Consider the following 22994-nt stretch of genomic DNA (forward strand, 5'->3'; position numbering starts at 1 on the left):
CCGACACGATCTCGGAAATCTTGCGCGAACTGGCCGAAATGCCCTGCATGGTGTTGACCACTTCGGCCACCGCCGAACCGCCGCGCTCGGCCACGTCCGAAGCGCTGGCCGCCAACTGGTTCGCCTGCCTCGCGTTGTCCGCATTCTGCTTGACCGTCGAAGCCAGCTCTTCCATCGATGCCGCAGTTTCCTCCAGCGAGGCAGCCTGCTGCTCGGTGCGGCTGGACAGGTCGGTGTTGCCGGCCGCGATCTCGTGCGAGCCGGTATTGATTTCATCGACACCGCGGCGCACCGCCCCCACGGTGCGTGTCAGGCTTTCCTGCATGCGCTTGAGCGCCGCAAACAACTGGCCGATTTCATTGGTATTGCGAACCTCGACACGGGCGGTCAGGTCGCCGCTGGCGATGCGGTCGAAATGGTGACCGGCCTCCTTGAGCGGCTGCAGCACGCGGCGGCGCAGGAAGACATAGGTGCCGAACACCAGCAGCGCCGCGATCACACCACCGGCGCCGACCGCCATCAAGACAAACTGGTAGCGCACCTGGGCTACCTCGAAGGCGTCCAGCATCTTGCTGGCGCGCCAGAAATCGAACCCTTCGACGGCGCGCGCGAAACGTCCTTCGAGCGCGTCCTGCACCTTCTGCACCTGCGTCTGGTGGGCCGGCATGTCGGCCTTCTCGAGCGCGGCGGTCAGCGGCAGCACACCCTGCTGGATCAGGGTGCCATAGGCATCCTCGACTTCCTTGAGCGATTCGGCCGCCTCGGCCGGACGCGGCAGAGTCTTGAAATACTCGAATTCCGCCTGCCCCTTGTTCTGGGCCGCCTTGGCGCGCTCGAGCAGGCCGACGGCCTCGGCAGACAGGCCCTGCGTCAGCAGCGCGGGCTGGCCGACGTTGCGCACAATGTCGGCGTAGTTGGCCGAAGCGGTGCGACCCAGCCCGTTCAGGGTGTCCTTGTAGCTGGAGACGACGCGCCCGAGCGCATCGTTCAGTTCCTGCGATTGCTTGATCTCCGCCAGGGTCGAGTTGCTGATACGCAACGACAGTACGCCCAGCGCCGCTCCGATCACCAACATGAATGAAAAGAACGCCAGCACCCACAACAGGCTGCTGCGTATCGTCATGTTCGCGAAAAACTTGCGCATCACAAGCACCACTCCTGACTGCAATCGTTAAGGAAAAGCGCCATATCGATTCCACAATATGGCGCGCCCATCTCCCTGCGAAGTACCGGCCACCGCACTCTTGCCTCGGCGGCCGCCCTCCGGGTCCAGCCCTTCCGATCAGGAAGCGACCTTCTCCACCAGGGCCATTTCATCGCTGGTCATCATCTTTTCGATGTCGACCAGGATCAGCATGCGTTCGTCGACCGTGCCCAGCCCCGTCAGGTATTCCGTCGACAGGGTGGCGCCGAATTCCGGCGCCGGGCGGATCTGGCCGGCGTTGAGCATCAGCACGTCCGACACGCCATCGACCACGATGCCGACCACGCGACGATCGAGGTTCAGGATGATGACCACGGTCTGCTCGTTGTATTCGACGCTGCCCAGGTTGAACTTGATGCGCAGGTCGACGATCGGCACGATGATGCCGCGCAGGTTGGTCACGCCCTTGATGAACGGCGGGACGTTGGCGATGCGGGTCACGGTATCGGCGTCGTAGCCGCGGATTTCCTGCACCTTCAGGATGTCGATGCCGTATTCTTCATCGCCCAGCGTGAACACCAGGAATTCGTTGCCGACATCTTCATTGCGCGCGGCTTGCGCTTGCGGTTTGGCTGCCATGGGGCTAGTTCTCCATCAATTCAGAATGGCTTCGGGCTGCGACCAACGCTCACGGTTGGCGCGCGCAAGCGCAAATACGTCGACGATCAGCGCCACGCTGCCATCGCCCAGGATGGTGGCGGCGGAGATGCCGGGAACCTTGCGGTAATTCGACTCGAGATTCTTGACCACCACCTGGTGCTGACCGATCAGGTGATCCACCAATAGTGCAAAGCGGCGGTCCTCGGCCTGCATGATGACCGCGATGGCCTGGGTCGGGTCGGTCTGCGCCTCGCCGACCGAGAACACGCGGTGCATTTCCACCAGCGGCAGGTATTCGCCACGCACGTGCATCACGCGCTCGTTGCCGGCCACGGAGTAGATCTGGTCGTTGGTCGGCTGCAGCGATTCGGTCACGTGGTTCAGTGGCAGGATGAAGGTTTCCTCGCCCACCCGCACCGACATGCCGTCCAGGATGGCCAGCGTCAGCGGCAGCACGATGCGCGTGGTGGTGCCGTTACCCGGCTCGCACGATAACTGCACGTGGCCGCCCATGTCCTGGATGTTGCGGCGCACCACGTCCATGCCGACGCCGCGGCCGGAGATGTCGGTGACCTTCTCGGCCGTGGAGAAACCCGGCGCGAAGATCAACTGCCAGATTTCGTCGTCCGGCGAGTTCTCGTTGACCGGCAGGCCCTGGGCCATCGCCTTCTTGAGGATCTTTTCGCGGTTCAGGCCGGCGCCGTCGTCGCTAACTTCGATGACGATGTTGCCGCCATTGTGCTGGGCCGACAGCACCAGTTGGCCGACAGGATCCTTGCCGGCGGCGATGCGCTTCTCGGGCGTTTCGATGCCGTGGTCCAGGCTGTTGCGCACCAGATGCGTGAGCGGATCGATGATGCGCTCGATCAGGCTCTTGTCGAGCTCGGTGGCGCGGCCGTACGTCTGCAATTCGATCTGCTTGCCCATCTTGCCGGCAATGTCGCGCACCAGCCGCGGGAAGCGGCTGAAGACGTAGTCCATCGGCATCATGCGGATCGACATGACGGCTTCCTGCAGGTCGCGCGCATTGCGCTCGAGCTGTTCCATGCCGTTGAGCAGGCGGTCGTGCAGCACCGGGTCCAGCGTCGACGCGGTTTGCGCCAGCATGGCCTGGGTGATGACCAGTTCGCCCACCAGGTTGATGACCTGATCGACCTTTTCCACGCCGACCCGGATCGAGGTGGATTCCTTGTCGACGTGGGCCGGCGCGGCGGCGCGGCTGGTGCGCGCCGCTTGCGAGATGGCTTCGGCGGCGGCCGCGGACTCGGCTACCGCGGGCTCGGCCGCCGGGGTCGGGACCGGGGCGGCCGTGGCCTCGGGCACGGCCACCGCCGGCGCGGATGCCGCGGCGGGCTCGGCAGCGGCGGGCGAGCCCGCCGGCGCTGCCTCACGCGCGATGTTCAGTTGATCAGCGTCGACGATGAAACAGCAAACGGCTTCGATGTCGTCCGGGGTGCAGGTACTGTCGACCCAGACGGTCAACACGCCGTTGGCGCGTTCGCTGGCCTTGACCTGTCCCAGGTTGCCCATTTCCTCCAGCAGCGACTCGGCATCCTTGTCGGAAACCTTGGTGATGCGCACGCGTAGCGGCAGGCCATCGGCGCCGGCCGGCGCGGCCTCGGCCACCGGCGTCACCTCGGCCACCGGAGCGGGCGCAGGCGCCGGAGCGGCGGGCGCGGACGGCGCTGCCGAGACCGGCGCCGCGGCGGCTGGTGCCGGCGCCGGGGCACCGGGATCCTTATGCTCCAGGGCGAGCTGCCTCAATACCGCGCAGATGCGTTCAAACACGGCTTCATCGGGCTCTTCGGAGGCCCGGTAGGCATCCAGTTGGCTTTTGAGCACGTCTTTCGTTTCCAAGAAAATATCAATCATGTCCGTGCGCAGCGCCATTTCGCCACGACGGATAGCGTCCAGAAGGTTTTCGAGCAAATGCGTGGTGCCCGCCAACTGGTTGAAACATCCGAACGTCGCGGCGCCGCCCTTGATCGAGTGGGCCGCGCGGAAAATGGCATTGAGCTGCTCGATGTCGGGCGCACCCACGTCGAGCTCGAGCAGCAACTGCTCCATTTGCGCGAGCAGCTCGTCCGCCTCGTCGAAAAAGGTCTCGTAAAACTGACTGAGGTCCAATCCAGAACTCATGACCCGTACGCCTTCATAAATGAACTTGCCTACGCGCCGGGCTGCTCACCGAGCAACTCGGACGCCAATTCCACCAGGACATCGGGGTCGACCGGCTTCGAAAGCCAGCCGCATACGCCGAGATCCCGGGCGGCCATCTTGCTGTCCACATCATCCTCGGTGGTCAGCACCAGTACCGGCACATCCAGGTACTGCTCCTGTTCGCGCAGGCCCTGGATCAGTTGCAGCCCGCCCATAACGGGCATGTTCCAGTCGCTCACCACCAGGTCCACCGGATGGCTCCTGGCCACCTCCAGCGCTTCCTGGCCGTTGCCGGCCGTCAAAACCTTCCATCCCGCGCCCGTCAGCGTCGCCTGGACGATCATTCTCATCGTCGCTGAATCGTCCGCCACCAGAATCGTTGCCGCCATTGCTATCGAGCCCCTTCAGCGGGCGGCGTTGCCACCGCGTCGCCATGCTTGGTTGCCGTCGTGGCCTGGGCGGCGGCATTCGCCGCCTCCACGGCCGTTCCAACCTCGCGGGCATCCTTGGCGCTGACGTCCGCAGCGGCGGCGTTCTCGCTTTCGATGCGCCGCTGGGTGCTCTGGTTGAGCACCACTAGGCTGATACGCCTATTAACGGCCGCATACGGATCATCTTTAACCAGGCTCATGCTAGAAGACAGGCCCTGGATGCGCATGACCTTGCTTTCGTTCATGCCGCCGGCCACCAATTCCTGGCGCGAGGCGTTGGCACGGTCGGCCGAGAGCTCCCAGTTGCTGTAGGCGCGTTCGCCGCGAGCGTACTGCGATGCATCGGTATGCCCCGAAATGCTGACCTTGTTGGGCAGTTCGTTCAGAACCGGCCCCAATTCCCGCAGGATGTCGCGCATATAGGGCTGCACTTCGGCGCGCCCGGTGGCGAACATGGGTCGATTCTGGTTGTCGATGATCTGGATCCGCAGCCCCTCGGTGGTCATGTCGATCAACAGTTGCGGCCGGAAGTTCTTGAGCACCGGGCTGTTCTCGATGATGTTCTCCAGCCGCCGCTTGAGGTTTTCCAGGCGGTGCTGGTCGCGGCGCTCGGCGTCGCCCATGGGCTGGGCCTCTACCCGGTTGCCCTGGCCGCGCCGCTCGTCGCCGTCGCTGCGCAGGGGGTCGCGCCCGCCGCCGGGAACCGCGCTGGTCTCGGCCGAACTGCTGGGGCCACCGGTCAGGGCCACGCGCAGGGGCATGCGGAAATACTCTGCAATGCCCTTCAGTTCCTCGCGCGGCACGATGCTGATCAGCCACATCACCAGGAAGAAAGCCATCATCGCCGTGATGAAGTCGGCGTAGGCGATCTTCCAGCTGCCGCCGTGGTGCCCGCCGCCATGGACCTTCTTGCGGCGGATCACCACACGGTGGTTATTTACCGTGCTCATGGCCTGCTCCGTCAGGCCTTGGCGGTGGACTTGGTCTGCCGGACGTGCTCTTCCAGCTCACCGAACGTCGGGCGGACCGACGAATACAGCACCTTGCGGCCGAATTCCACCGCCAACTGCGGCGGATAGCCGTTCATGCTGGCCAGCAGCGTGGTCTTGATGCACTCCAGCACCTTCATCGCCTCGTCCGTGCGCCGCTCGATGCGCGAGGCCAGGGGGCCGACGAAGCCGTAGGCCAGCAGAATCCCCAGGAAAGTGCCGACCATGGCCTTGGAGATCAGGTCGCCCAGGATGGCCGGAGGCTGGTCGACGGCGGCCAGCGCCTTGATCACGCCCAGCACCGCGGCCACGATGCCGAATGCCGGCAGGCCGTCGGCCATTTGCCGGATCATGCTCGCGGGCACTTCGCGTTCGTGGCGGTAGGTTTCGATTTCCTCGTCCATCAGCGTTTCGATCTCGAACGAGCTCATGTTGCCGCTGATCATGATGCGCAGGTAGTCCGTGATGAACTCCATGAGCTTTTCGTCTTTGGCAATGCGCGGGTACTCGCTGAAGATCGGGCTGGAGGCCGGGTCCTCGATGTGCGATTCGATGGCCATCAGGCCCTCGCGGCGCGCCTTGTTCAGCAGCACGTACAGGAGCGCCATGAGCTCCATGTACACGTCCTTGCCATAGCGCGAGCTTTTCAGCGTGTCAGGCAGTGCCTTCTTGACCAGCATCAGCGACTTCTTGCTGTTGCCGGCCAGGAATGCGCCGAAGGCCGCGCCGAAGATCAGCGTCAGCTCGAACGGCTGGTAAAGCGCGCCCAGATGGCCGCCGAGCGCCACGAAGCTGCCGACGACCGACACGATCACCACGAGAAAACCGATAACAATCAACACATCAGGCCCCTGCCAACGAAGTCTAAAACCGGCGTCAATGATCCCCTGTTCCCCCCGTCCCAAAAAGGCGGGTTACGGGGAGTTTTCCAGGGCTTTTGATGTATTTGGACGCACCGCTCAGGAACGGGCGGCGTCTACGGCTGGCGCGGAGCGGGTGCCCGCACGCGCCTTGGCGGCGGCGCGGGTCTTGCCGGCGCGGGGAGGCGGACGGCAGATCGCGCACACGAAATCCGACTGCGGGTCATGCGCATGGGCGATGAAATGCCCGCCACACTGGCGGCATGCGGAAAGTTGCAGCATGCCGCTGTCGAAGAACCGCACCAGCATCCAGGCGCGGGTGAAGCTCAGGACGGGTTCGGTGGATTCGGCGTTGTCGACACCCGCGTTCTCGAGGTACAGCCGATAGGCGTCGATGATGGCGCGGATACCCTTGCTGCTGGTGCGCGCATTGAGGAACGAATACACGTTGTAGAACAGCGAGGAGTGTATGTTCGGCAGCCAGGTCATGAACCAGTCGACCGAAAAAGGCAGCATGCCCTTCGGTGGCGAGCAGCCGCGGATCTCGCGGTACAGACGCGCCAGGCGGTCGTGGCTGAGACTGGTTTCAGCCTCCAGCACCTGCAACCGCGCCCCCAGGGTGATCATGGAGCTGGCTAGCAGGATGTCATCCGCTTCCTGCGAAACGCTCTTGGTGGCCATTACACGTGTCCGAAGTGGGAGTCGAGCGGCCGTCAGGCCAGCTCTTCAACAGGTTGCTTGGCCAGCAGAATCGTTGCATGCGCTTGCTGCAGCGCACCACCGAGCACATCGTGCGTCAGCGCCGACAGCAGGCTGTAATCGTCGAAACGGAAGCGGCACAGGAGCGAACTGGAACTGGCCAGCTTCACCAGTTGGGCCGGGGAAAGACGCATCAGGATATCGGCAACCTCGTTGCTGAATCCCAGGCGGAACATCGATGCCGCATAGTCATCGCGCAGCATGCGCTGGGCGAGAAGTAAATAAGACAGATTCACTTCACGAATATCTGCCAGCAAAGAATTTTCGGCTTGTTGCACGCCCGACTCCCTATTCCCTATCCCACCGAAGGGGCTTGATAACCAAGAGCATTCGCAACAATGTTGCGCCCTGCCCGCTGCATCCTGTTTTAATGCGAAATGTATCATTTGTTCGCAATTTAAGTAAAATTTACCACAGGTCATGTCATTTTCTATGACTTATATGACAAATCTTTGTTGATATTGCACAACGCGAGACTTTAGATACAGATTGACATATGAATTTCTGACAAATGTACGTCAATTTGGCAAATAGGCATTCAAAACATTGCGTGCTTTAGCGAATGAAATGCCGTCTTTTGCCGACAATGGCACCTCGCCGATAACAAAATCTTGCTAGCCTTAGCGTAGCCGCGCGTTTGTCGACAATGTCGCAAATTGACAACAACCGACAATGCGTCACGATGGACACCGCCCGACATTTCCGCAATGCCCCACGCAGATGACAGCTTGGTCGAATATGCCCCGCTAGTGCGGAAGCTGGCCCTGCAATTGCTCGCCCGGCTGCCGGCCAGCGTCGAGCTCGACGACCTGATCCAGGCCGGCATGATCGGACTGCTGGACGCCGTGCGGCGTTACCAGGAAACCGCCGACGCGCAGTTCGAGACCTACGCCACCACCCGCATCCGCGGCGCCATGCTCGACGAGCTGCGTGGCCAGGACTGGCTGCCGCGCAGCGTGCGCGCCAAGGCGCGCAAGATCGAACAGGCCATCCAGTCGCTGGAACAGCGACTGATGCGCGCGCCCACGGAAGCCGAGATCGCCCAGCAGATGGAGATCCCGCTGAACGAATATCAGACGCTTCTGCACGACGCGCAGGGTGTGCAGATCGTCCACTACGAGGATTTCGCGACCGAACCCGATACGGGCTCGGGCTCCGGCCAGACCGACTGGACCGCCACGCTGAACCACGGCGCGGCCAGCGGCAATCCGCTCGATTCCCTGCTGGCCGGTGATTTCCGCCAGGCGCTGATCCACGCCATCGACTCGCTGCCCGACCGCGAGAAACTGTTGTTGTCGCTGTGCTACGAGCAAGGCCTGAACCTGAAGGAAATCGGCGCGATCATGAACGTGACCGAGGCCCGCGTCTGCCAGCTGCGCTCGCAGGCCACCGCCCGCATCCGCGCCAAGCTGCGCGAACAGGCCTGGCAGGACCTGCCCCAGGAAGGGCAGATCGCGCAGATCATCTGAAGCGCGACGGCCCGCCCCTTTTTCGGGCCGGTGCGCCACGCCCGACCAGGTACGGCGCCAGCCAGGCCGGATCGCCCTACCCCGCCGGCCACTCCTTGACAGAGACGGCAAGCGCATCCGCCCCAGGGCGCGACACTCGCCGTCAGGCGGTTCCGCCGGGCAAGGCACCCCGCCCCGCCTCCAGGGAAGTCGGCCAGTCCTCCCGAATGCGCTCAAAAAAAACAAATACTCAAAAAAACTCCTAAAGATTGTTTTTGGCCTGCCGTAATCCTGGCAACGGAGAAATTCGCAGACGCAAGAACCCGAATTCTTCCCGTTACAACGATGGGCGGCCCCGCTGCCCGGTTTGAAGAAGCCTTTCTCTCTTGGGAGCCTAAACATGGCTGCAGTTATCAACACCAACTACTTGTCGCTGGTTGCTCAGAACAACCTGAACAAGTCGCAATCTTCCCTGGGTACCGCCATCGAACGCCTGTCGTCGGGCCTGCGCATCAACAGCGCCAAGGACGACGCCGCCGGTATGGCCATTGCCAACCGCTTCACCGCCAACGTGAAGGGTCTGACCCAAGCCGCTCGTAACGCCAACGACGGCATCTCGCTGGCCCAGACGACGGAAGGCGCCGCCTCCGAAATCAACACCCACCTGCAGCGCGTTCGCGAACTGTCGGTGCAAGCCGGCAACGGCAGCTACTCGCAAGAGCAGCTGAACTCGATGCAAGACGAAATCAAGCAACGCCTTGACGACATCGACCGCATCTCGCAACAGACCGACTTCAACGGCGTGAAGGTCCTGTCGGCCAACGCCAAGCCCCTGACGCTGCAAGTCGGCGCCAACGACGGCGAAACCATCACCCTGAACCTGTCGGAAATCAGCGTCAAGACGCTGGGTCTGGACGGCTTCAACGTCAACGGCTCGGGCGTGACCCAGAACCGTTCGGCCACCGTGTCCGACCTGCAAGCCGCTGGTGGCGCGACCGTCGCCGCCAACGAATGGCAAGTGACGACCACGCACGCCGCCGCCACCGCCGACCAAGTGTTCGGCAAGCTGGAAAACGGCAACAAGGTCACCGTGGGCACGGCCGCTACCGGCACGACCTACACGTACGACGCCGCCAACAAGAACTTCACGTTCACCGACAAGTCGGCCTCGGACGCCGCCGCCGTCAACGCCCTGGCTGACAAGCTGCGCCCGGCCACCGGCACCGCCACCGGCACTTACACCCACAGCAACGGCGCCGCTGCGACGTCGTTCGAAGTGGATGCGACCGGCAAGGTCACCATCGGCGGCCAAGCTGCCTTCCTGGATACCGACGGCAACCTGACCACCAACAGCGCTGGTGGCACCGCCGCCACCATCCGTGGCGTCATGACGGCTGCTGCCCAGAACACCGGCGCCGCCGGCACCTCGTCGGTCGCCATCGGCGGCAAGACGTACTCCAACGTTGGCGGTGCGGGTGGCGCAGACCAGCTGCAATTCACCAACACCATCGCTTCCGACGCGCTGCTGGCCGACGTCAAGGCCAACACCACCGCCGGCGACGTGACGATCACGCTGGGTTCGGGCATCACCAGCGCGACGGTCGCCTTCAACGCCGGTAACTCGACCAACACGTACGTCGACGACAAGGGCACGTTCACCTCGATCCAGACCTACACCACCAACTACCTGGTTGACCCCAACACGGGCAAGGTCACGGTCAAGAGCGGCACGGGCACGGGCGACTACGCTCCCAAGATCGGCGCCGAAGCCAAGGTCAACAGCTCGGGCAAGCTGACCACGGAAGACACCAGCAAGGGCACGCTGACCGCCGACCCGCTCAAGACGCTGGACGCCGCCTTCACCAAGCTGGACAAGCTGACCGGTGAACTGGGTGCCGTGCAGAACCGTCTGGAATCGACGATCGCCAACCTGAACAACGTGGTCAACAACCTGTCCAACGCCCGTTCGCGCATTCAAGACGCCGACTACGCGACGGAAGTGTCGAACATGTCCAAGGCCCAGATCCTGCAACAGGCTGGCACCTCGGTTCTGGCGCAAGCCAACCAAGTGCCGCAAACCGTGCTGTCGCTGCTGCGTTAATTCACGGCAAGCAGTACGGCCGGGCGGGGAAATCCCGATTTCCCCGTCCGGCTGGTCGGCCAGAGGCCGTTGCGCCTGGCCGACGCCTCCAAAAACCCGCCTCTCGGCGGGTTTTTTCATTGCCGCCGCGCATGCACGGTTTCACCCAAACTGGCGGGGAATTCGCACGCTGATTCGCCGAATGAGACCATGCCCGAATTCATAGAATTACCGCAATAGTCTTCCGGGCACGCCCCCGCTCTTCCAAATCACATGTCTTATCCGGCCCATAACTACCGACAAGCCGCCGCCGACCCCGGCCGCCTGGCCCCCAGTCATTCGCCCGTGAGACTGCGCGCCACGGCCCATCTTTACGGCATCGAGACCGTGCCCCTGGAGCGCGCCCGCGCGCTGGCGATCGGTTGCGGCGATGGCGCCGGCCTGTTCCCGTTCGCATTGGCCTATCCCGAGGCGCAGGCCGTCGGCATCGATGTGTCCGAGACGCTGGTCGCCCAAGGCACTACGGCGGCGCAACGCTTGGGGGCAACCAACCTGACGTTGTACGTCGGCCAGGCCGCCGACATCGGTACGCAGCTCGGCCTGTTCGACTACGTCATCGTCACGGGTCTTTATAGTTACCTCCCCCCCGAGGCCGGGCAGGCGCTGCTGCAGGCATGCGGCCAGTTGCTGTCGCCGCGCGGTATCCTGTACCTGGACAGCCACGTGTATCCTGGCGCCAAATCGCTCGAAGTCGTGCGCGACGCCATCCTGCTGCACGGCCATGCCGCGCAGAACGATGTCGAGCTGCGCCAGGGCGCCATAGCGGCACTGTCGCTGTTCAAGGAAGGCATGGCGGCAGCCAATCCGCATGGCGCCACCCTGGCGGCGGCCGCCGCCAGATTCGAGCGCGCCCTAGCCCGGGGCGACACCTCGGACGGCGCCGATCCACTGGCCTGCAATCCCTGCTATTTCGTTGAACTCGCGGGCGTGGCGGCGCAGGCCGGCCTGGCGTATCTGGGCGATGCGCAACCGCTCAGCGAGATCCCCCTGACATTCGGCCAGGGTGTCTCGCTCAACCACAGCCTGCTGGCCATGGGGCAGCCGAGCACCGTCCGCCAGCAGTACCTCGACTTCGCCACGGGCCGGGCCTTTCGCCAATCCCTTTGGCTGCCCCAGGAGCGCGCCGGCGAAGTGCTGGCCAAACCCGACCTGGCCCGCCTGCGCGACCTGCGCTTTGCCGCGGGCATGATCCGACTGGCTCCGAACGGCCGGGAACAGGGCACCGTCCATATCAACCACCTGGGCCGCGCCCTGATCACGCAAGACGCCGACGTGGTCACCGTGGTCGAGACCCTGGCCCACGCCTGGCCCGGCTCGATACCGTACAGCACCCTGCTGGCTGTCCTGCTACACAAGAACCAGAGCGACGACGCCGCGACCAGAAAGACGCTGGATCGCGTGCTTCAGACGTTGATGGAAAACGATCTGGCGCATTACTGCCTCGATCGCGGCCCCTACGAGCCCGAAACGGGCATGCCGGTGCGTCCGTTGGCGTTTCTCCTTGAACCGCCAACGGCGGACGAGGCCGCGTTGCCCCGCTTCAATCTGTGGCATGAACCGACCAATTACCTCCCTTCGCCGGCTCAGACCGCAATCCTGAACGACTTGGCGGCCGGCCGGCTGCCAGGCGAAACCGCCGCGGGTGGCTCGCCAGCCGAACCGTCGGAAGTGGGCGAAACGCTGGCATTGCTCAAGCGCTATGCGCTGGCGCAGGGCGATGCCAAAGCCTGGGCCGACTTGCTGGGCCGCACGCTGAAGGCGGCAGGGAAAAGCTACATGCCGCTGACGGGCCTGTATGTCAGCGCCTTGGCCTGCTTGAACCTGAATGCGCGCGTATTGTCGGCAAGCGGACACCAGCCCAATCCGGCACCGAGCATCGCGCCGCAGGTCAAGCGCATGCACGAGCTGATGGTGCAAAGGGCCTACGCCGAAGCGGAGCCCCTGGCGCGCCAGCTGACAAAGGTGGCGCCCCGTTTCTGGGACGCCTGGGAAGCCCTGGCCGTTTCCCTGTTCAGCACGTTCCGCAGTCCCGAAGCCCTGCAACCCGCCTTGACCATGCTGGACCTGGCGCCCGCGGATTCCCAAAGCCATATCGTGTTGGCCGCCATACTGGCGCAACTGGGCCGCACCTCCGAAGCGATCGCGGTTGGCCGCCGTGCCGTCGAGCTGGGCCCTCGGAATGCCGAGGCGCACGCCATCCTGGCGGATGCCCTGGCTGCCGAGCGACGCCACAAGGAAGCCCAGGCCAGCAACCTGACTGCCATCGCCCTCGATCCCAAACAACGCAAAGCCCGCATCAACCTCTGCAAAGCCTACATCGATGCGGGCGAGGTGTCCCTGGCCGAACAAGCAGCCCGCGAAGCCGTCGCGATATTCCCGACGGACGCCATTGTTCGCAACAACCTGTTGTTCGCCCTGAACTACTCGCACGAACGCACGGCCGAAGAGGTGTTCCAGGCCTACCAGGAATGCGACCGCCAGCTGTTCCAGCCCTTGCGCAACAAATGGCAGCCGCATGCCAATCCCAGGCATGCCGACCGCAAGCTGAAGATCGGCTATGTTTCGCCTGATTTCAGGAAGCACTCCGGCAACAACTTCGTCGAACTGGTCTTCGCCCATCATGACCGACAGGCATTCGAACTGACCGCCTACGCCGAGCTGTTGGTCGAGGACGAGGTGACCGAACGCTTCAAGACATACTTCGATCATTGGACGCCCACGGCGGGGTTGACCGACGCCGAGCTGGCGGAACAGATCCGCGACGACGGAATAGACATCCTCATTGACCTGGCGGGACACACCCAGGGCAATCGGCTGGGCGCCTTCGCCCGCAAGCCGGCGCCCGTATCGCTGACCTGGATGGGCTACGGCTACACCACCGGCCTATCGGCGATCGACTACATCGTGATGGACGAAACCATGGCGCCAGCCGGCAGCGACACGCTGTTTTCCGAGAAGGTCTGGCGCTTGTCGACTGCGGGCGCCTATCGGCCCATCGCCACCATGGGAGAGGTCAGCGAGCTTCCCGCCCTGTCCACGGATTTCATCACTTTCGGCACCCTCTCGCGCGCCATCCGCATCAACGAACGGACGATCCGCACCTGGGCCGCCATCCTGCGACGGCTACCCCATGCCCGCTTGGTGGTTGACAGCGGCAGCTACCAGGATGCGGCGATGTGCGAAGCCTTGGTCGCCGAGTTCGAAGCCAGGGGCGTCGGCCGCAACCGGCTGTCGATCGGGTTCCACAGCCCTCCCTGGGATATCTTGCGGCAGATCGATATCGGCCTGGACTGCTTCCCCCACAATTCCGGCACGACCCTGATGGAGTCCATCTACATGGGAGTGCCCTATGTGTCGCTTGCGGACAGGCCCAGCGTGGGCCGGCTGGGTGGCTCCATCCTGAAATCAGTCGGCCTTGCCCACCTGATCTGCGCCACCGAGGAAGAGTACGTGGAAAAGGCAATCGCACTGGCCAGTGACCTGCCGGCGCTGGCCGATATCCGCCGGGGCCTGCGCCAGGCGGCACGCGACAGCGTCTTGATGGACGAAGCCGGTTTCACGCGGGAATTCGAAATGGGACTGAAGAAAATGTACAGCCGATGGTGTGAGGAACAAGCATGAAGGCCGTCATCCTCGCGGGCGGACTGGGCACTCGTATCTCGGAAGAGACGCAGGCACGCCCCAAGCCGATGATCGAAATCGGTGGCCGCCCGATCCTGTGGCACATCATGAAGTCCTATTCGGTCCACGGCGTGAACGACTTCGTGATCTGCTGCGGCTACAAGGGCTACATGATCAAGGAGTATTTCGCCAATTACTTCCTGCATATGTCCGACGTGACCTTCGACATGGCCGACAACCGCATGGAAGTGCACCAGCGCAAGGCCGAGCCCTGGCGGGTGACGCTGGTGGACACCGGCGAAAACACCATGACCGGCGGACGCCTCAAGCGCGTAGCGGATTACGTAAAGCAAGAAGAGGCCTTCTGCTTCACCTACGGTGATGGCGTGTCGGACGTCGATATCAGCGCGCTGATCGCCTTCCATCGCCGACATGGCAAGGCGGCCACGGTGACCGCGGTGCAGCCGCCCGGACGCTACGGTGCGTTGCGGCGCGAGGGTGACATGGTAACCGGTTTCACCGAAAAGCCGCGCGGCGATGGCGGCCTCATCAATGGCGGCTTTTTCGTACTGTCGCCGAGCGTGCTGTCGCTGATTCAGAGTGATGATATGCCTTGGGAAGCGGTGCCACTGGAAACCCTCAGCCGCAATGGCGAGCTGCAGGCCTACGAGCACCTGGGGTTCTGGCAACCCATGGATACGCTGCGCGACAAGAACCAACTGGAAGCCTTGTGGGCGCAGGGAAATCCGCCATGGAAGAAATGGGCGTAAGGCAATTCCGCGGAGCCTATGAGGGCACCCAGGTACTGCTCACCGGCCATACCGGCTTCAAGGGAAGCTGGCTGGCCGCCTGGCTGGCCCAATTGGGCGCGCAGGTGACCGGCCTGTCCCTGGCACAGCTCGACGAGCCCAATCACTGGACACAGCTGGGCAACTGCGCGGCCGACTTGCGCGGCGACATACGCCACCCCGGCACCGTGGCCGACGCGATCGCGCAGGCCCGGCCCGAGATCGTCTTCCACCTTGCCGCCCAGACACTGGTGCGGCAATCTTATGGCGCGCCGCTGGACAGCTGGTCCACCAACGTCATGGGCACGGCCAACGTGCTGGAGGCGTGCCGCCGCGCGCCCAGCGTGCGCGCCGTGGTCATCGTCACCACCGACAAGGTCTACGCCAACCGGGAATGGCATTGGGGCTACCGCGAGAACGACACGCTGGGTGGGCATGATCCGTACAGCGCCTCCAAGGCGGCCTGCGAAATCCTGGTGCAGAGCTATCGCAAGTCATTCTGGCAAACGGCTCCCTCCGTGCTGGTGGCCTCGGCGCGCGCTGGCAATGTCATTGGCGGGGGCGACTGGGCGCAGGATCGCCTGGTACCGGATCTGGTCCGGGCGATTCGCCAGGAAAAGCCGCTGGAGATCCGCTCGCCGGCGTCAACGCGGCCGTGGCAGCACGTACTCGACTGCCTGGCCGGCTACCTGATGCTCGGCCAGCAACTGCTGGCGGGCAACGCGATGTTCGCGGACAGCTGGAACTTCGGGCCCACGTCGCAGGACAACCGCAGCGTCGCCGAACTGCTAGGCATGTTGAACGGCCATTGGCCTGAACTGAAATGGAATGCACGGCCACCCGCCGAAGCCTTGCACGAAGCCACCCTGCTGCTGCTCGACTGCGCCAAGGCGCATAACGTCCTGGGTTGGCGGCCGGTCCTTCCGCTGCATGATGCCGTCGCGATGACGGCGAACTGGTACCGCCATCATCACCAAACCGGCCAATCTCTGACGCGGGAGCAACTGCGCCAGTATGTAGCACAGGCAGCTGCCGCCGGCAGCGCATGGGTGCAAGGATGAACGTACGCCCCACCCCCATCGCGGGCGCCGTCGTCGTCGAGACGCGCCCCCACCAGGACAAGCGCGGCGCATTCACCCGCCTCTTTTGCGCCGACGCGCTCAGTGCCGTGATCGGGCCGCGCCAGATCGTGCAGATAAACCAGTCGCGGACCCTGCATGCGGGCGCCGTGCGCGGCATGCACTTCCAGCGCCCGCCGCACGCTGAAATGAAGCTGGTGCGCTGTATTCGCGGGCGGGTCTGGGACGTGGTCGTGGACCTGCGCGCGGGCTCGCCGACCTTCCTGCATTGGCATGCGCAAGAACTGGACGCGGAATCCGCTCGCATGCTGGTGATTCCGGAAGGCTGCGCGCATGGCTTCCAGGTACTTGAGGCCAATAGCGAATTGCTCTACCTGCATACGGCGTGCTACACGCCGTCGGCCGAAGCCGGAGTACGCCACGATGATCCCAGGCTGGGCATCCGCTGGCCGCTGGCCGCCACCGATCTTTCCTCCCGGGACCAGGCCCACGCCCCGCTGTCCGATGATTTCGCAGGAATCCAAGTATGAAATGCCGTCATTGCGCAACCCCCTTGCGGCTGACGCTCGTCGACCTGGGCGCGGCGCCGCCCTCGAACGCCTATCTTTCCGAGGCAAGCCTGTCCCGCCCAGAGGCTTTCTACCCCTTGAAGGTGCGCGTCTGTGACGCCTGCTGGCTGGCGCAGACCGAGGACTACACCGAGGCCGACGCGCTGTTCACGCAGGACTACGCCTACTTCTCATCCACCTCGGCAAGCTGGCTGGAGCATGCCCGGCGCTACAGCGAAATGGCCACCGAACGGTTTCGCCTGAACGGCAAAAGCCTGGTGGTGGAGCTGGCCTCCAACGATGGCTACCTACTCAGGAACTTCGTGGCGTCCGGCATCCCTTGCCTGGGGGTCGAGCCCACCGGCAGCACCGCCGACGCCGCGCAGGCGCTTGGCATCCCAGTGCTGCAGGAGTTCTTCAACGAACCGCTGGGCCGCCAGTTACATGCACAGGGCAAGGCGGCCGACCTGATCATCGGCAACAACGTCTATGCGCACGTGCCGGACATCAATGACTTCACGCGCGGCATGAAAGCGCTGTTGAACAGTGGCGGCACGATCACGCTGGAGTTCCCGCACTTGCTGCGCCTGCTGGCCCATGTCCAGTTCGACACCATCTACCACGAGCATTTCTCGTACCTGTCGCTGTACGCAGTAAGCCGCATCTTCGCCAGTTGCGGCCTGCGCGTCACCGACGTCGAGGAACTGTCGACCCATGGCGGCAGCCTTCGCATCTATGGCTGCCACGCTGACGATGGCCGCGCCGACAGCCCCGCGGTCGAGCGTGTTCTGCGGGCCGAGCGTGACGCCGGTCTGCAGTCGCCGTCGGTCTACCAGGCCTTCCAGGCGCGGGTGGATGAGATAAAGAACGGCTTCGTCGACTTCCTGATCCGGCAGCGGCGCGCCGGCAAGACCGTCGCCGCCTACGGCGCCGCCGCCAAGGGCAACACATTGCTGAACTATGCCGGCGTCAAACCGGACCTGCTGCCGCTGGTGTGCGACGCCGCCCCCTACAAGCAGGGCAAGTACCTGCCGGGCAGCCGCATTCCGATCCATGCCCCGGAAAAACTGAAAGAGTCCCGACCCGACTACGTGGTGGTGTTCCCGTGGAACATCATCGAGGAAGTGATGCAGCAGAACCAACACGTCCGGGATTGGGGTGGAAAGTTCGTCACGGCCGTTCCCACCCTGGAAATACGATGAGCGCACGGATCCACTACACCAAGCCGTCGATAACCGACCTCGAGGTCGAATTCGCCACGGACGCCGCTCGCCATGGCTGGGGCGCACGCTGTTACGAATACCTGGGGCGTTTCGAGCAGGGCTTCCGCCACCACATCGGCTCGGGCCACGCCATCGCAACCTCCAGTTGCACGGGCGCCTTGCATATCGGCATGGCCGCCCTGGGAATCGGCCCGGGCGACGAGGTCATCATGGCCGACACGAACTGGATCGCCAGCGCCGCGCCGGTCGTGCACCTCGGCGCCAGGCCGGTCTTCGTCGACATCCTGCCCGACTCATGGTGCATCGATCCGGAACAGGCCGAAGCGGCGATCACGCCGCGCACCAAGGCGATCCTAGCGGTCCACCTGTACGGCAACTTGTGCGACATGGACCGGCTGCTGGCCATTGGCGAGCGTCATGGCATCCCCGTTATCGAGGACGCAGCTGAGGCCATCGGCTCGTCCTACCATGGCAAGCGTGCCGGCAGCATGGGCGTGTTCGGCGCATTCTCCTTCCATGGCACCAAGACCCTGACAACCGGCGAAGGCGGGATGTTGGTCACCAGCGATCCCACGCTGTACGAAACGGCCGCCACCTTGTCCAACCATGGGCGCCATGCCAAACAGACCAAGCAATTCTGGCCCGATCTGCTTGGCTTCAAATACAAGATGTCGAACATCCAGGCGGCAATCGGTTGCGCTCAGCTCCAGCGCATCGACGAACTGATCGCCGGCAAGCGTCGGATATTCAAATCCTATCGCGACGCCTTGAGCGGCATCGCGGGCGTCGTGCTGAATCCCGAAGCGAAAGGGACGCGCAATGGCTATTGGATGCCGACCGTGGTGTTTGACCGCGCGCTCGGGATTACTCGCGAACGCCTGCAGGCCGCGCTCAATCCGGAAGGTATCGATGCGCGCGTGTTCTTCCATCCCCTGTCGAGCCTGCCGATGTTCGAGGCCTGCCCACGGAACGTCAACGCCTACGATATCCCGCAGCGCGCGATCAACCTGCCGAGCTATCACGACATGACCGACTCGGACCTGGATCGCGTCATCGGGACGATCCGACGGCTATTGGGGGAACCCGTCCATGGCTGACAGCCGGACCTACTGCCTGGTCATTTCGCAGCCCATGTATTTCCCTTGGGTGGGAATGCTCGAACAGATCCGGCTCGCCGACCATTTTGTCTATTACGACGACGTTCAGTTTTCTCGCGGCGGTTTTTCCAATCGCGTGCAGATCAAGACCCGGAACGGCATTCGCTGGCTGACGGTGCCACTGGCCGACCAGAAACTCGGACAGCTGATCAATGAAGTCCGGATCGACGACCGGTTCGATTGGCGGCGCAGCCACGTCGACCAATTAAAGCAGGCCTACGACGGCGCGCCATTCCGGTCGGAGATGCTCAGCGTGGTGGACCAGGTGTTTTCGACGCCACATCAAACCCTTGCCGACCTGGCGCAGGCGTCGATGGACGCCCTGGTCCGCTATTTCCCGCAGCTTGGCGCACGCAAGCCCTTCACGGTTTCCTCGACGCTCGGCATCCCCGGCGCAAGCACGCAACGGGTGATCGACCTGTGCCTTGCCCTGCGGGCTGATCATTACCTGACAGGCCACGGCGCGCGCCATTATCTCGACCACCAGGCTTTCGAAGCCCGCGGTATCGCGGTGTCGTACATCAAGTACGGCACCCCGCCTTATCCCCAGCTGCATGGCGAATTCACACCCTATGTCAGTGCCTTGGATCTGATCGCGAATCGCGGTCCCGAGGGTATCGCGGATATCGGCGGCCAACCCCTCGCCTGGCGCGAGTTCCTCTCCACGCCGGCGCCGGCCACGACCTGAACATGAAACCCGACCTGAACGCCGTCTCTTCGGAGTACCGCCCCAACGGCGCGACCGAAATCGAAAACAACCTGGTACTGAACTGGTACCCACGCAGGATCATCGACCGCTTCAAGCATGCCGATTCACTGCTGGAATTGGGCTTGGGCCACGGCTATACATCACGGATATTCGCACAGGCGAGCAACCGTCACGTCATCCTTGATGGCAGCAGCGTGGTGATCGAGCAGTTTCGCCAGAACACGCCCGATTTTTCCGGCGAGATCATCGAGACCTATTTTGAGGACTACACCTCGGACGAACGATTCGATGTCATCGTCATGGGCTTCATCCTTGAACACGTGGAAGACCCCGACCTCATCCTGAGCCGCTACCGGCGCTTTCTGAAGCCTGGCGGGAAAATGTATGTGGCCGTGCCGAATGCGAAATCCCTGAATCGCCGCCTCGGGCTGGAACTCGGGTTGATCGACGACATCTACAGCCTCAACGCCAACGACATAGCGCTGGGACACGTGCGACAGTATTGCCGCGATACGTTGACCGCCGCCGTGCGCCTAGCGGGCTACCGTATCACGCACGAGGAAGGCATCTACCTGAAGCCGCTGCCGCTGGCCGTGCTCAAGACCATGGACGACTTCGAGGCGAACCTGCAGGCGATGTTGCGGGTGGGCATCGATTTTCCCGATCTGTCCGTCGCGCTGCTCATGGAACTGGAACTGCAATGAACCCGCTTGCGGATCAGGGCACTGGCGTGGCGGCCGGATCGCAAGGCCCGTGGGCAGTCGCCGTCACCGGCGTGGGCGCGATCATCGGCCAAGGCATCGTCAAGAGCCTGCGGCAATGCAAGTATCCGGTGCGCATCATCGGTATCGACCGCAGCGCCGACTCGCCCGGCCCCCGGTTTTGCGACACGTTCGAACAGAAGCCCGATGCGCCGGAAGACAGCCAGGCCTATCTGGATTACTGGACCCATATCGTCCATGCCCATGGCATCCGATTGATCCTGCCCGGCCTGGAAATCGATGTGGCCTTTTTCGACCGGCACCGGGAGTTGTTCAGGAACCTGGGCGTGCGGCTGGCGCTGAATACCGCCGACCTCATCGCAAAAACCAGCGACAAGTGGGATTTCGGCCTCGAATTGGACGCCTTCGGCTATCCGTCGATTCCTTCGGCGCGCCCGACCTCCTGGTTCGACGCCGTCGAACGCCTCGGCCCGCCGCCGTTGCTGCTCAAGCCGCGGCAGGGCAACGGCTCGCGAGGCATCCACGTGCTTGAAGACGAAACCGACTTCGCCTACTGGCAGCACAAGGCCGAATCCGCCTGGATGTTGCAACGCATCGTCGGTAGCGCCCAGGAGGAGTACACGGTTGGCGTTTTCGGGCTCGGCGGCGGTCGATGGCTGGGCCCCCTGATATTCCGGCGGCGCCTGTCGACCGCCGGCAATACGCTGGTCGCCGAGGTGGTAAATGAGCATCCCGTCATCCAGGCGGCCCTCGACAGGCTGTGCAAGTACTTCAAACCGTGGGGTCCGACCAATTTCCAGTTCAGGGTGGAAAACGACACCGCCTTCCTGCTGGAAATCAATCCGCGCTTTTCCAGCAGCAACTCGTTGCGGACGGCATTCGGTTTCAACGAGGCGGAAATGGCGATCGAACTGTACCTGATGGACCGGGAGCCCGGCGCTCCCCGCATCCGCCCCGGCAAGGCCTGGCGCTACACCGAGGATTTCGTGACCCATGCTGGCCATCCTCTCTGACATTCACGGAAACCTTCCGGCATTGCAGGCGGTCCTCGCGGACGCCAAGGCCCAAGGCTGCACGCGCTATATTTCACTGGGCGACGTGGCTGGGTATTACGCCGAACCCGGCGCCTGCATCGACCTGCTGCGCGAACTGCGGGCACCCAACGTGCTGGGCAATCACGACAGCTACATCACCCTGGATGAAAACTGCCCGCGCTCACGGGTGGTCGCCGAGATCATCAATTTCCAGAAATCCGCGCTCAGCAATGAACAGGTGGACTGGCTGAAGGCATCCCACCCGTTCATCCGCCAGGATGACTGCCTGTTCGTGCACGGCGGGCCCGAAGACCCGCGCGATCAGTATCTCTACACGATCAGCCGCGACAAGATTCCGGCGGATGTGCGGCTGCTTTTCTCGGGGCACACCCATGTACAGGTGCTGGCCGACTTCGGTCCTCAGCGATATTGCAATCCAGGGTCCGTCGGCCAGCCTCGGGACGGAGACAGCAGGGCAGCCTATGCCATTCTCGTGGACGACCAAATTCGGCTGCGCCGCGTGGCGTACGACATCGATCGGACCGCCCTGGCCATGAAGGCCGCGGGGTTCGAGCCCTTCTGCTACGAAAACCTCTACAAGGGCGCGCAAATCGGCGGCAGGGTCGATCGCGTCAACATCATCCATACCTCAGAGTAGACACACCATGGACGCAATCAAGCAGTTCAACAGCGAAGTACAGGCAAACATCCAGCGGCTGGGGCGGGATCCGACGCTGGCCGCCGACACCCTCGCATGGATGATCAAGGCAGGCACGGTCGGCGCCTACACGTACAACTTTCAATGGTTGGGCCGGCCCATCATCCAATATCCCCAGGATATCCATGCGATGCAGGAACTGATATGGGCCACCCGCCCGGATGTCATCATCGAAACCGGCATCGCGCACGGCGGTTCACTGATCCTGAGCGCCTCCATGCTCGCATTGCTCGATTACTGCGACGCCCAGGTCAACGGCACGCCGCTCCTTCCCAGAACCTCGAACCGGCGCGTCATCGGCGTGGATATCGATATCCGCGCCCATAACCGCAAAGAAATCGAAATCCACCCCCTGAGTCATTTGATTACGATGATCCAGGGATCCAGCATTGCTCCGGACGTCATCGACCAGGTACGCCAAGCGGCCGGCGACGCCAAGCGCGTGCTGGTGTGCCTGGATTCCAACCATACCCACGATCACGTGCTCGCCGAACTGGAGGCGTACGCTCCGATGACCTCGGTCGGCAGCTACTGCGTGGTCTTCGACACATTGATCGAAGACATGCCGGCCGAACTGTGCGCGCATCGCCCGTGGGGCCGCGGCAACAGCCCGAAGACAGCGGTCCACGCCTGGCTCCCGCGACATCCCGAGTTCGAGCAGGACTTGTCATTGCAACACAAGCTCCAGATCACGGTGGCCCAGGACGGTTTCCTGAAACGCATCCGCTAACCGGCGCGGCGGGATCCGGTCCAAAGCGCCGAAGCGCCAGGATCCGGTCTTGTGTCTTATTCAATTGTTAAGTG

21 protein-coding genes are annotated in these 22994 nt (G+C 63.4%); 13 read left to right on the plus strand and 8 right to left on the minus strand.

Annotation, left to right across the window (positions count from 1 at the left end; translation table 11 throughout):
- From AC6LKG_RS24015 to flhD, 8 genes are all read right to left on the minus strand, one after another.
- A partial coding sequence (locus tag AC6LKG_RS24015) for a Tar ligand binding domain-containing protein (protein ID WP_498168974.1) occupies positions 1 to 1144 on the minus strand: 1144 nt, incomplete at its 3' end.
- 138 nt (positions 1145 to 1282) lie between these two features.
- Positions 1283 to 1783 carry a chemotaxis protein CheW gene (cheW, locus tag AC6LKG_RS24020; RefSeq protein ID WP_006387513.1) on the minus strand — a complete coding sequence of 167 codons (501 nt, stop codon included), beginning with the start codon at positions 1781 to 1783 and terminating at the stop codon, positions 1283 to 1285.
- A 15-nt stretch (positions 1784 to 1798) separates the two neighbouring features.
- Complete coding sequence (gene cheA, locus AC6LKG_RS24025) at positions 1799 to 3943, minus strand: chemotaxis protein CheA (RefSeq protein ID WP_498168975.1); 2145 nt, start codon at positions 3941 to 3943, stop codon at positions 1799 to 1801.
- Positions 3944 to 3972: 29 nt separating this feature from the next.
- Positions 3973 to 4353, minus strand: coding sequence for a response regulator (locus tag AC6LKG_RS24030; RefSeq protein ID WP_498168978.1), 381 nt, complete (start codon positions 4351 to 4353; stop codon positions 3973 to 3975).
- Between the two features lie 2 nt (positions 4354 to 4355).
- Positions 4356 to 5345: a flagellar motor protein MotB gene (motB, locus tag AC6LKG_RS24035; RefSeq protein WP_498168980.1), complete on the minus strand. Its 990-nt coding sequence runs from the start codon at positions 5343 to 5345 to the stop codon at positions 4356 to 4358.
- Between the two features lie 11 nt (positions 5346 to 5356).
- Positions 5357 to 6226 (minus strand): flagellar motor stator protein MotA, encoded by an 870-nt coding sequence (motA, locus tag AC6LKG_RS24040; protein WP_498168983.1) that lies wholly within the window; start codon positions 6224 to 6226, stop codon positions 5357 to 5359.
- Between the two features lie 117 nt (positions 6227 to 6343).
- Positions 6344 to 6925: a flagellar transcriptional regulator FlhC gene (gene flhC / locus AC6LKG_RS24045; protein ID WP_498168986.1), complete on the minus strand. Its 582-nt coding sequence runs from the start codon at positions 6923 to 6925 to the stop codon at positions 6344 to 6346.
- A gap of 32 nt (positions 6926 to 6957) precedes the next feature.
- Positions 6958 to 7281 carry a flagellar transcriptional regulator FlhD gene (gene flhD, locus AC6LKG_RS24050; protein ID WP_498168988.1) on the minus strand — a complete coding sequence of 108 codons (324 nt, stop codon included), beginning with the start codon at positions 7279 to 7281 and terminating at the stop codon, positions 6958 to 6960.
- Between the two features lie 429 nt (positions 7282 to 7710).
- Here flhD and AC6LKG_RS24055 point away from each other — a divergent pair, with 429 nt between their 5' ends.
- From AC6LKG_RS24055 to AC6LKG_RS24115, 13 genes are all read left to right on the plus strand, one after another.
- Positions 7711 to 8472, plus strand: coding sequence for an RNA polymerase sigma factor FliA (locus AC6LKG_RS24055; protein ID WP_045953118.1), 762 nt, complete (start codon positions 7711 to 7713; stop codon positions 8470 to 8472).
- Between the two features lie 379 nt (positions 8473 to 8851).
- Positions 8852 to 10552, plus strand: a complete 1701-nt coding sequence (locus AC6LKG_RS24060) for a flagellin N-terminal helical domain-containing protein (protein ID WP_498168991.1) — start codon at positions 8852 to 8854, stop codon at positions 10550 to 10552.
- 324 nt (positions 10553 to 10876) lie between these two features.
- The gene (locus AC6LKG_RS24065; protein ID WP_498168992.1) at positions 10877 to 14212 is read left to right on the plus strand and encodes an O-linked N-acetylglucosamine transferase family protein; all 3336 of its coding nucleotides are present in this window, start codon (positions 10877 to 10879) and stop codon (positions 14210 to 14212) included.
- Positions 14209 to 14982 (plus strand): glucose-1-phosphate cytidylyltransferase, encoded by a 774-nt coding sequence (rfbF, locus tag AC6LKG_RS24070; RefSeq protein WP_070540226.1) that lies wholly within the window; start codon positions 14209 to 14211, stop codon positions 14980 to 14982. Before AC6LKG_RS24065 ends, rfbF begins: the two co-directional genes overlap by 4 nt.
- Positions 14973 to 16061, plus strand: coding sequence for a CDP-glucose 4,6-dehydratase (gene rfbG, locus AC6LKG_RS24075; RefSeq protein WP_108913980.1), 1089 nt, complete (start codon positions 14973 to 14975; stop codon positions 16059 to 16061). Before rfbF ends, rfbG begins: the two co-directional genes overlap by 10 nt.
- Positions 16058 to 16609 carry a dTDP-4-dehydrorhamnose 3,5-epimerase family protein gene (locus tag AC6LKG_RS24080; RefSeq protein WP_498168995.1) on the plus strand — a complete coding sequence of 184 codons (552 nt, stop codon included), beginning with the start codon at positions 16058 to 16060 and terminating at the stop codon, positions 16607 to 16609. The genes rfbG and AC6LKG_RS24080 overlap by 4 nt, the downstream gene beginning before the upstream one ends.
- Complete coding sequence (locus AC6LKG_RS24085) at positions 16606 to 17829, plus strand: methyltransferase domain-containing protein (protein ID WP_498168998.1); 1224 nt, start codon at positions 16606 to 16608, stop codon at positions 17827 to 17829. The genes AC6LKG_RS24080 and AC6LKG_RS24085 overlap by 4 nt, the downstream gene beginning before the upstream one ends.
- Entirely contained in the window at positions 17826 to 18947 is a 1122-nt protein-coding gene (locus AC6LKG_RS24090) for a DegT/DnrJ/EryC1/StrS family aminotransferase (RefSeq protein ID WP_316314072.1), read from the plus strand. Before AC6LKG_RS24085 ends, AC6LKG_RS24090 begins: the two co-directional genes overlap by 4 nt.
- Positions 18940 to 19695, plus strand: a complete 756-nt coding sequence (locus tag AC6LKG_RS24095) for a WbqC family protein (protein ID WP_498169000.1) — start codon at positions 18940 to 18942, stop codon at positions 19693 to 19695. The genes AC6LKG_RS24090 and AC6LKG_RS24095 overlap by 8 nt, the downstream gene beginning before the upstream one ends.
- 2 nt (positions 19696 to 19697) lie before the next feature.
- Positions 19698 to 20420, plus strand: a complete 723-nt coding sequence (locus tag AC6LKG_RS24100; protein ID WP_498169002.1) for a class I SAM-dependent methyltransferase — start codon at positions 19698 to 19700, stop codon at positions 20418 to 20420.
- On the plus strand, positions 20417 to 21451 hold the full coding sequence (locus tag AC6LKG_RS24105; protein WP_498169005.1) for an ATP-grasp domain-containing protein: 1035 nt from the start codon (positions 20417 to 20419) through the stop codon (positions 21449 to 21451). Before AC6LKG_RS24100 ends, AC6LKG_RS24105 begins: the two co-directional genes overlap by 4 nt.
- Positions 21432 to 22130, plus strand: a complete 699-nt coding sequence (locus AC6LKG_RS24110; RefSeq protein WP_498169008.1) for a metallophosphoesterase family protein — start codon at positions 21432 to 21434, stop codon at positions 22128 to 22130. Before AC6LKG_RS24105 ends, AC6LKG_RS24110 begins: the two co-directional genes overlap by 20 nt.
- A gap of 7 nt (positions 22131 to 22137) precedes the next feature.
- Positions 22138 to 22920, plus strand: a complete 783-nt coding sequence (locus AC6LKG_RS24115; RefSeq protein WP_498169011.1) for a cephalosporin hydroxylase family protein — start codon at positions 22138 to 22140, stop codon at positions 22918 to 22920.
- Positions 22921 to 22994: the final 74 nt, after the last annotated feature.

It is taken from the genome of Achromobacter sp. 46006, assembly GCF_059761975.1.

Coding starts and splice junctions, on each gene's coding strand:
- AC6LKG_RS24080 (WP_498168995.1), top strand. CDS start 16,058: ATGAACGTACGCCCCACCCCCATCGCGGGCGCCGTCGTCGTCGAGACG.
- AC6LKG_RS24085 (WP_498168998.1), top strand. CDS start 16,606: ATGAAATGCCGTCATTGCGCAACCCCCTTGCGGCTGACGCTCGTCGAC.
- AC6LKG_RS24095 (WP_498169000.1), top strand. CDS start 18,940: ATGGCTGACAGCCGGACCTACTGCCTGGTCATTTCGCAGCCCATGTAT.
- AC6LKG_RS24060 (WP_498168991.1), top strand. CDS start 8,852: ATGGCTGCAGTTATCAACACCAACTACTTGTCGCTGGTTGCTCAGAAC.
- AC6LKG_RS24110 (WP_498169008.1), top strand. CDS start 21,432: ATGCTGGCCATCCTCTCTGACATTCACGGAAACCTTCCGGCATTGCAG.
- AC6LKG_RS24090 (WP_316314072.1), top strand. CDS start 17,826: ATGAGCGCACGGATCCACTACACCAAGCCGTCGATAACCGACCTCGAG.
- rfbF (WP_070540226.1), top strand. CDS start 14,209: ATGAAGGCCGTCATCCTCGCGGGCGGACTGGGCACTCGTATCTCGGAA.
- cheW (WP_006387513.1), bottom strand. CDS start 1,783: ATGGCAGCCAAACCGCAAGCGCAAGCCGCGCGCAATGAAGATGTCGGC.
- AC6LKG_RS24030 (WP_498168978.1), bottom strand. CDS start 4,353: ATGGCGGCAACGATTCTGGTGGCGGACGATTCAGCGACGATGAGAATG.
- cheA (WP_498168975.1), bottom strand. CDS start 3,943: ATGAGTTCTGGATTGGACCTCAGTCAGTTTTACGAGACCTTTTTCGAC.
- rfbG (WP_108913980.1), top strand. CDS start 14,973: ATGGGCGTAAGGCAATTCCGCGGAGCCTATGAGGGCACCCAGGTACTG.
- AC6LKG_RS24055 (WP_045953118.1), top strand. CDS start 7,711: ATGCCCCACGCAGATGACAGCTTGGTCGAATATGCCCCGCTAGTGCGG.
- AC6LKG_RS24100 (WP_498169002.1), top strand. CDS start 19,698: ATGAAACCCGACCTGAACGCCGTCTCTTCGGAGTACCGCCCCAACGGC.
- AC6LKG_RS24115 (WP_498169011.1), top strand. CDS start 22,138: ATGGACGCAATCAAGCAGTTCAACAGCGAAGTACAGGCAAACATCCAG.
- AC6LKG_RS24105 (WP_498169005.1), top strand. CDS start 20,417: ATGAACCCGCTTGCGGATCAGGGCACTGGCGTGGCGGCCGGATCGCAA.
- motB (WP_498168980.1), bottom strand. CDS start 5,345: ATGAGCACGGTAAATAACCACCGTGTGGTGATCCGCCGCAAGAAGGTC.
- flhC (WP_498168986.1), bottom strand. CDS start 6,925: ATGGCCACCAAGAGCGTTTCGCAGGAAGCGGATGACATCCTGCTAGCC.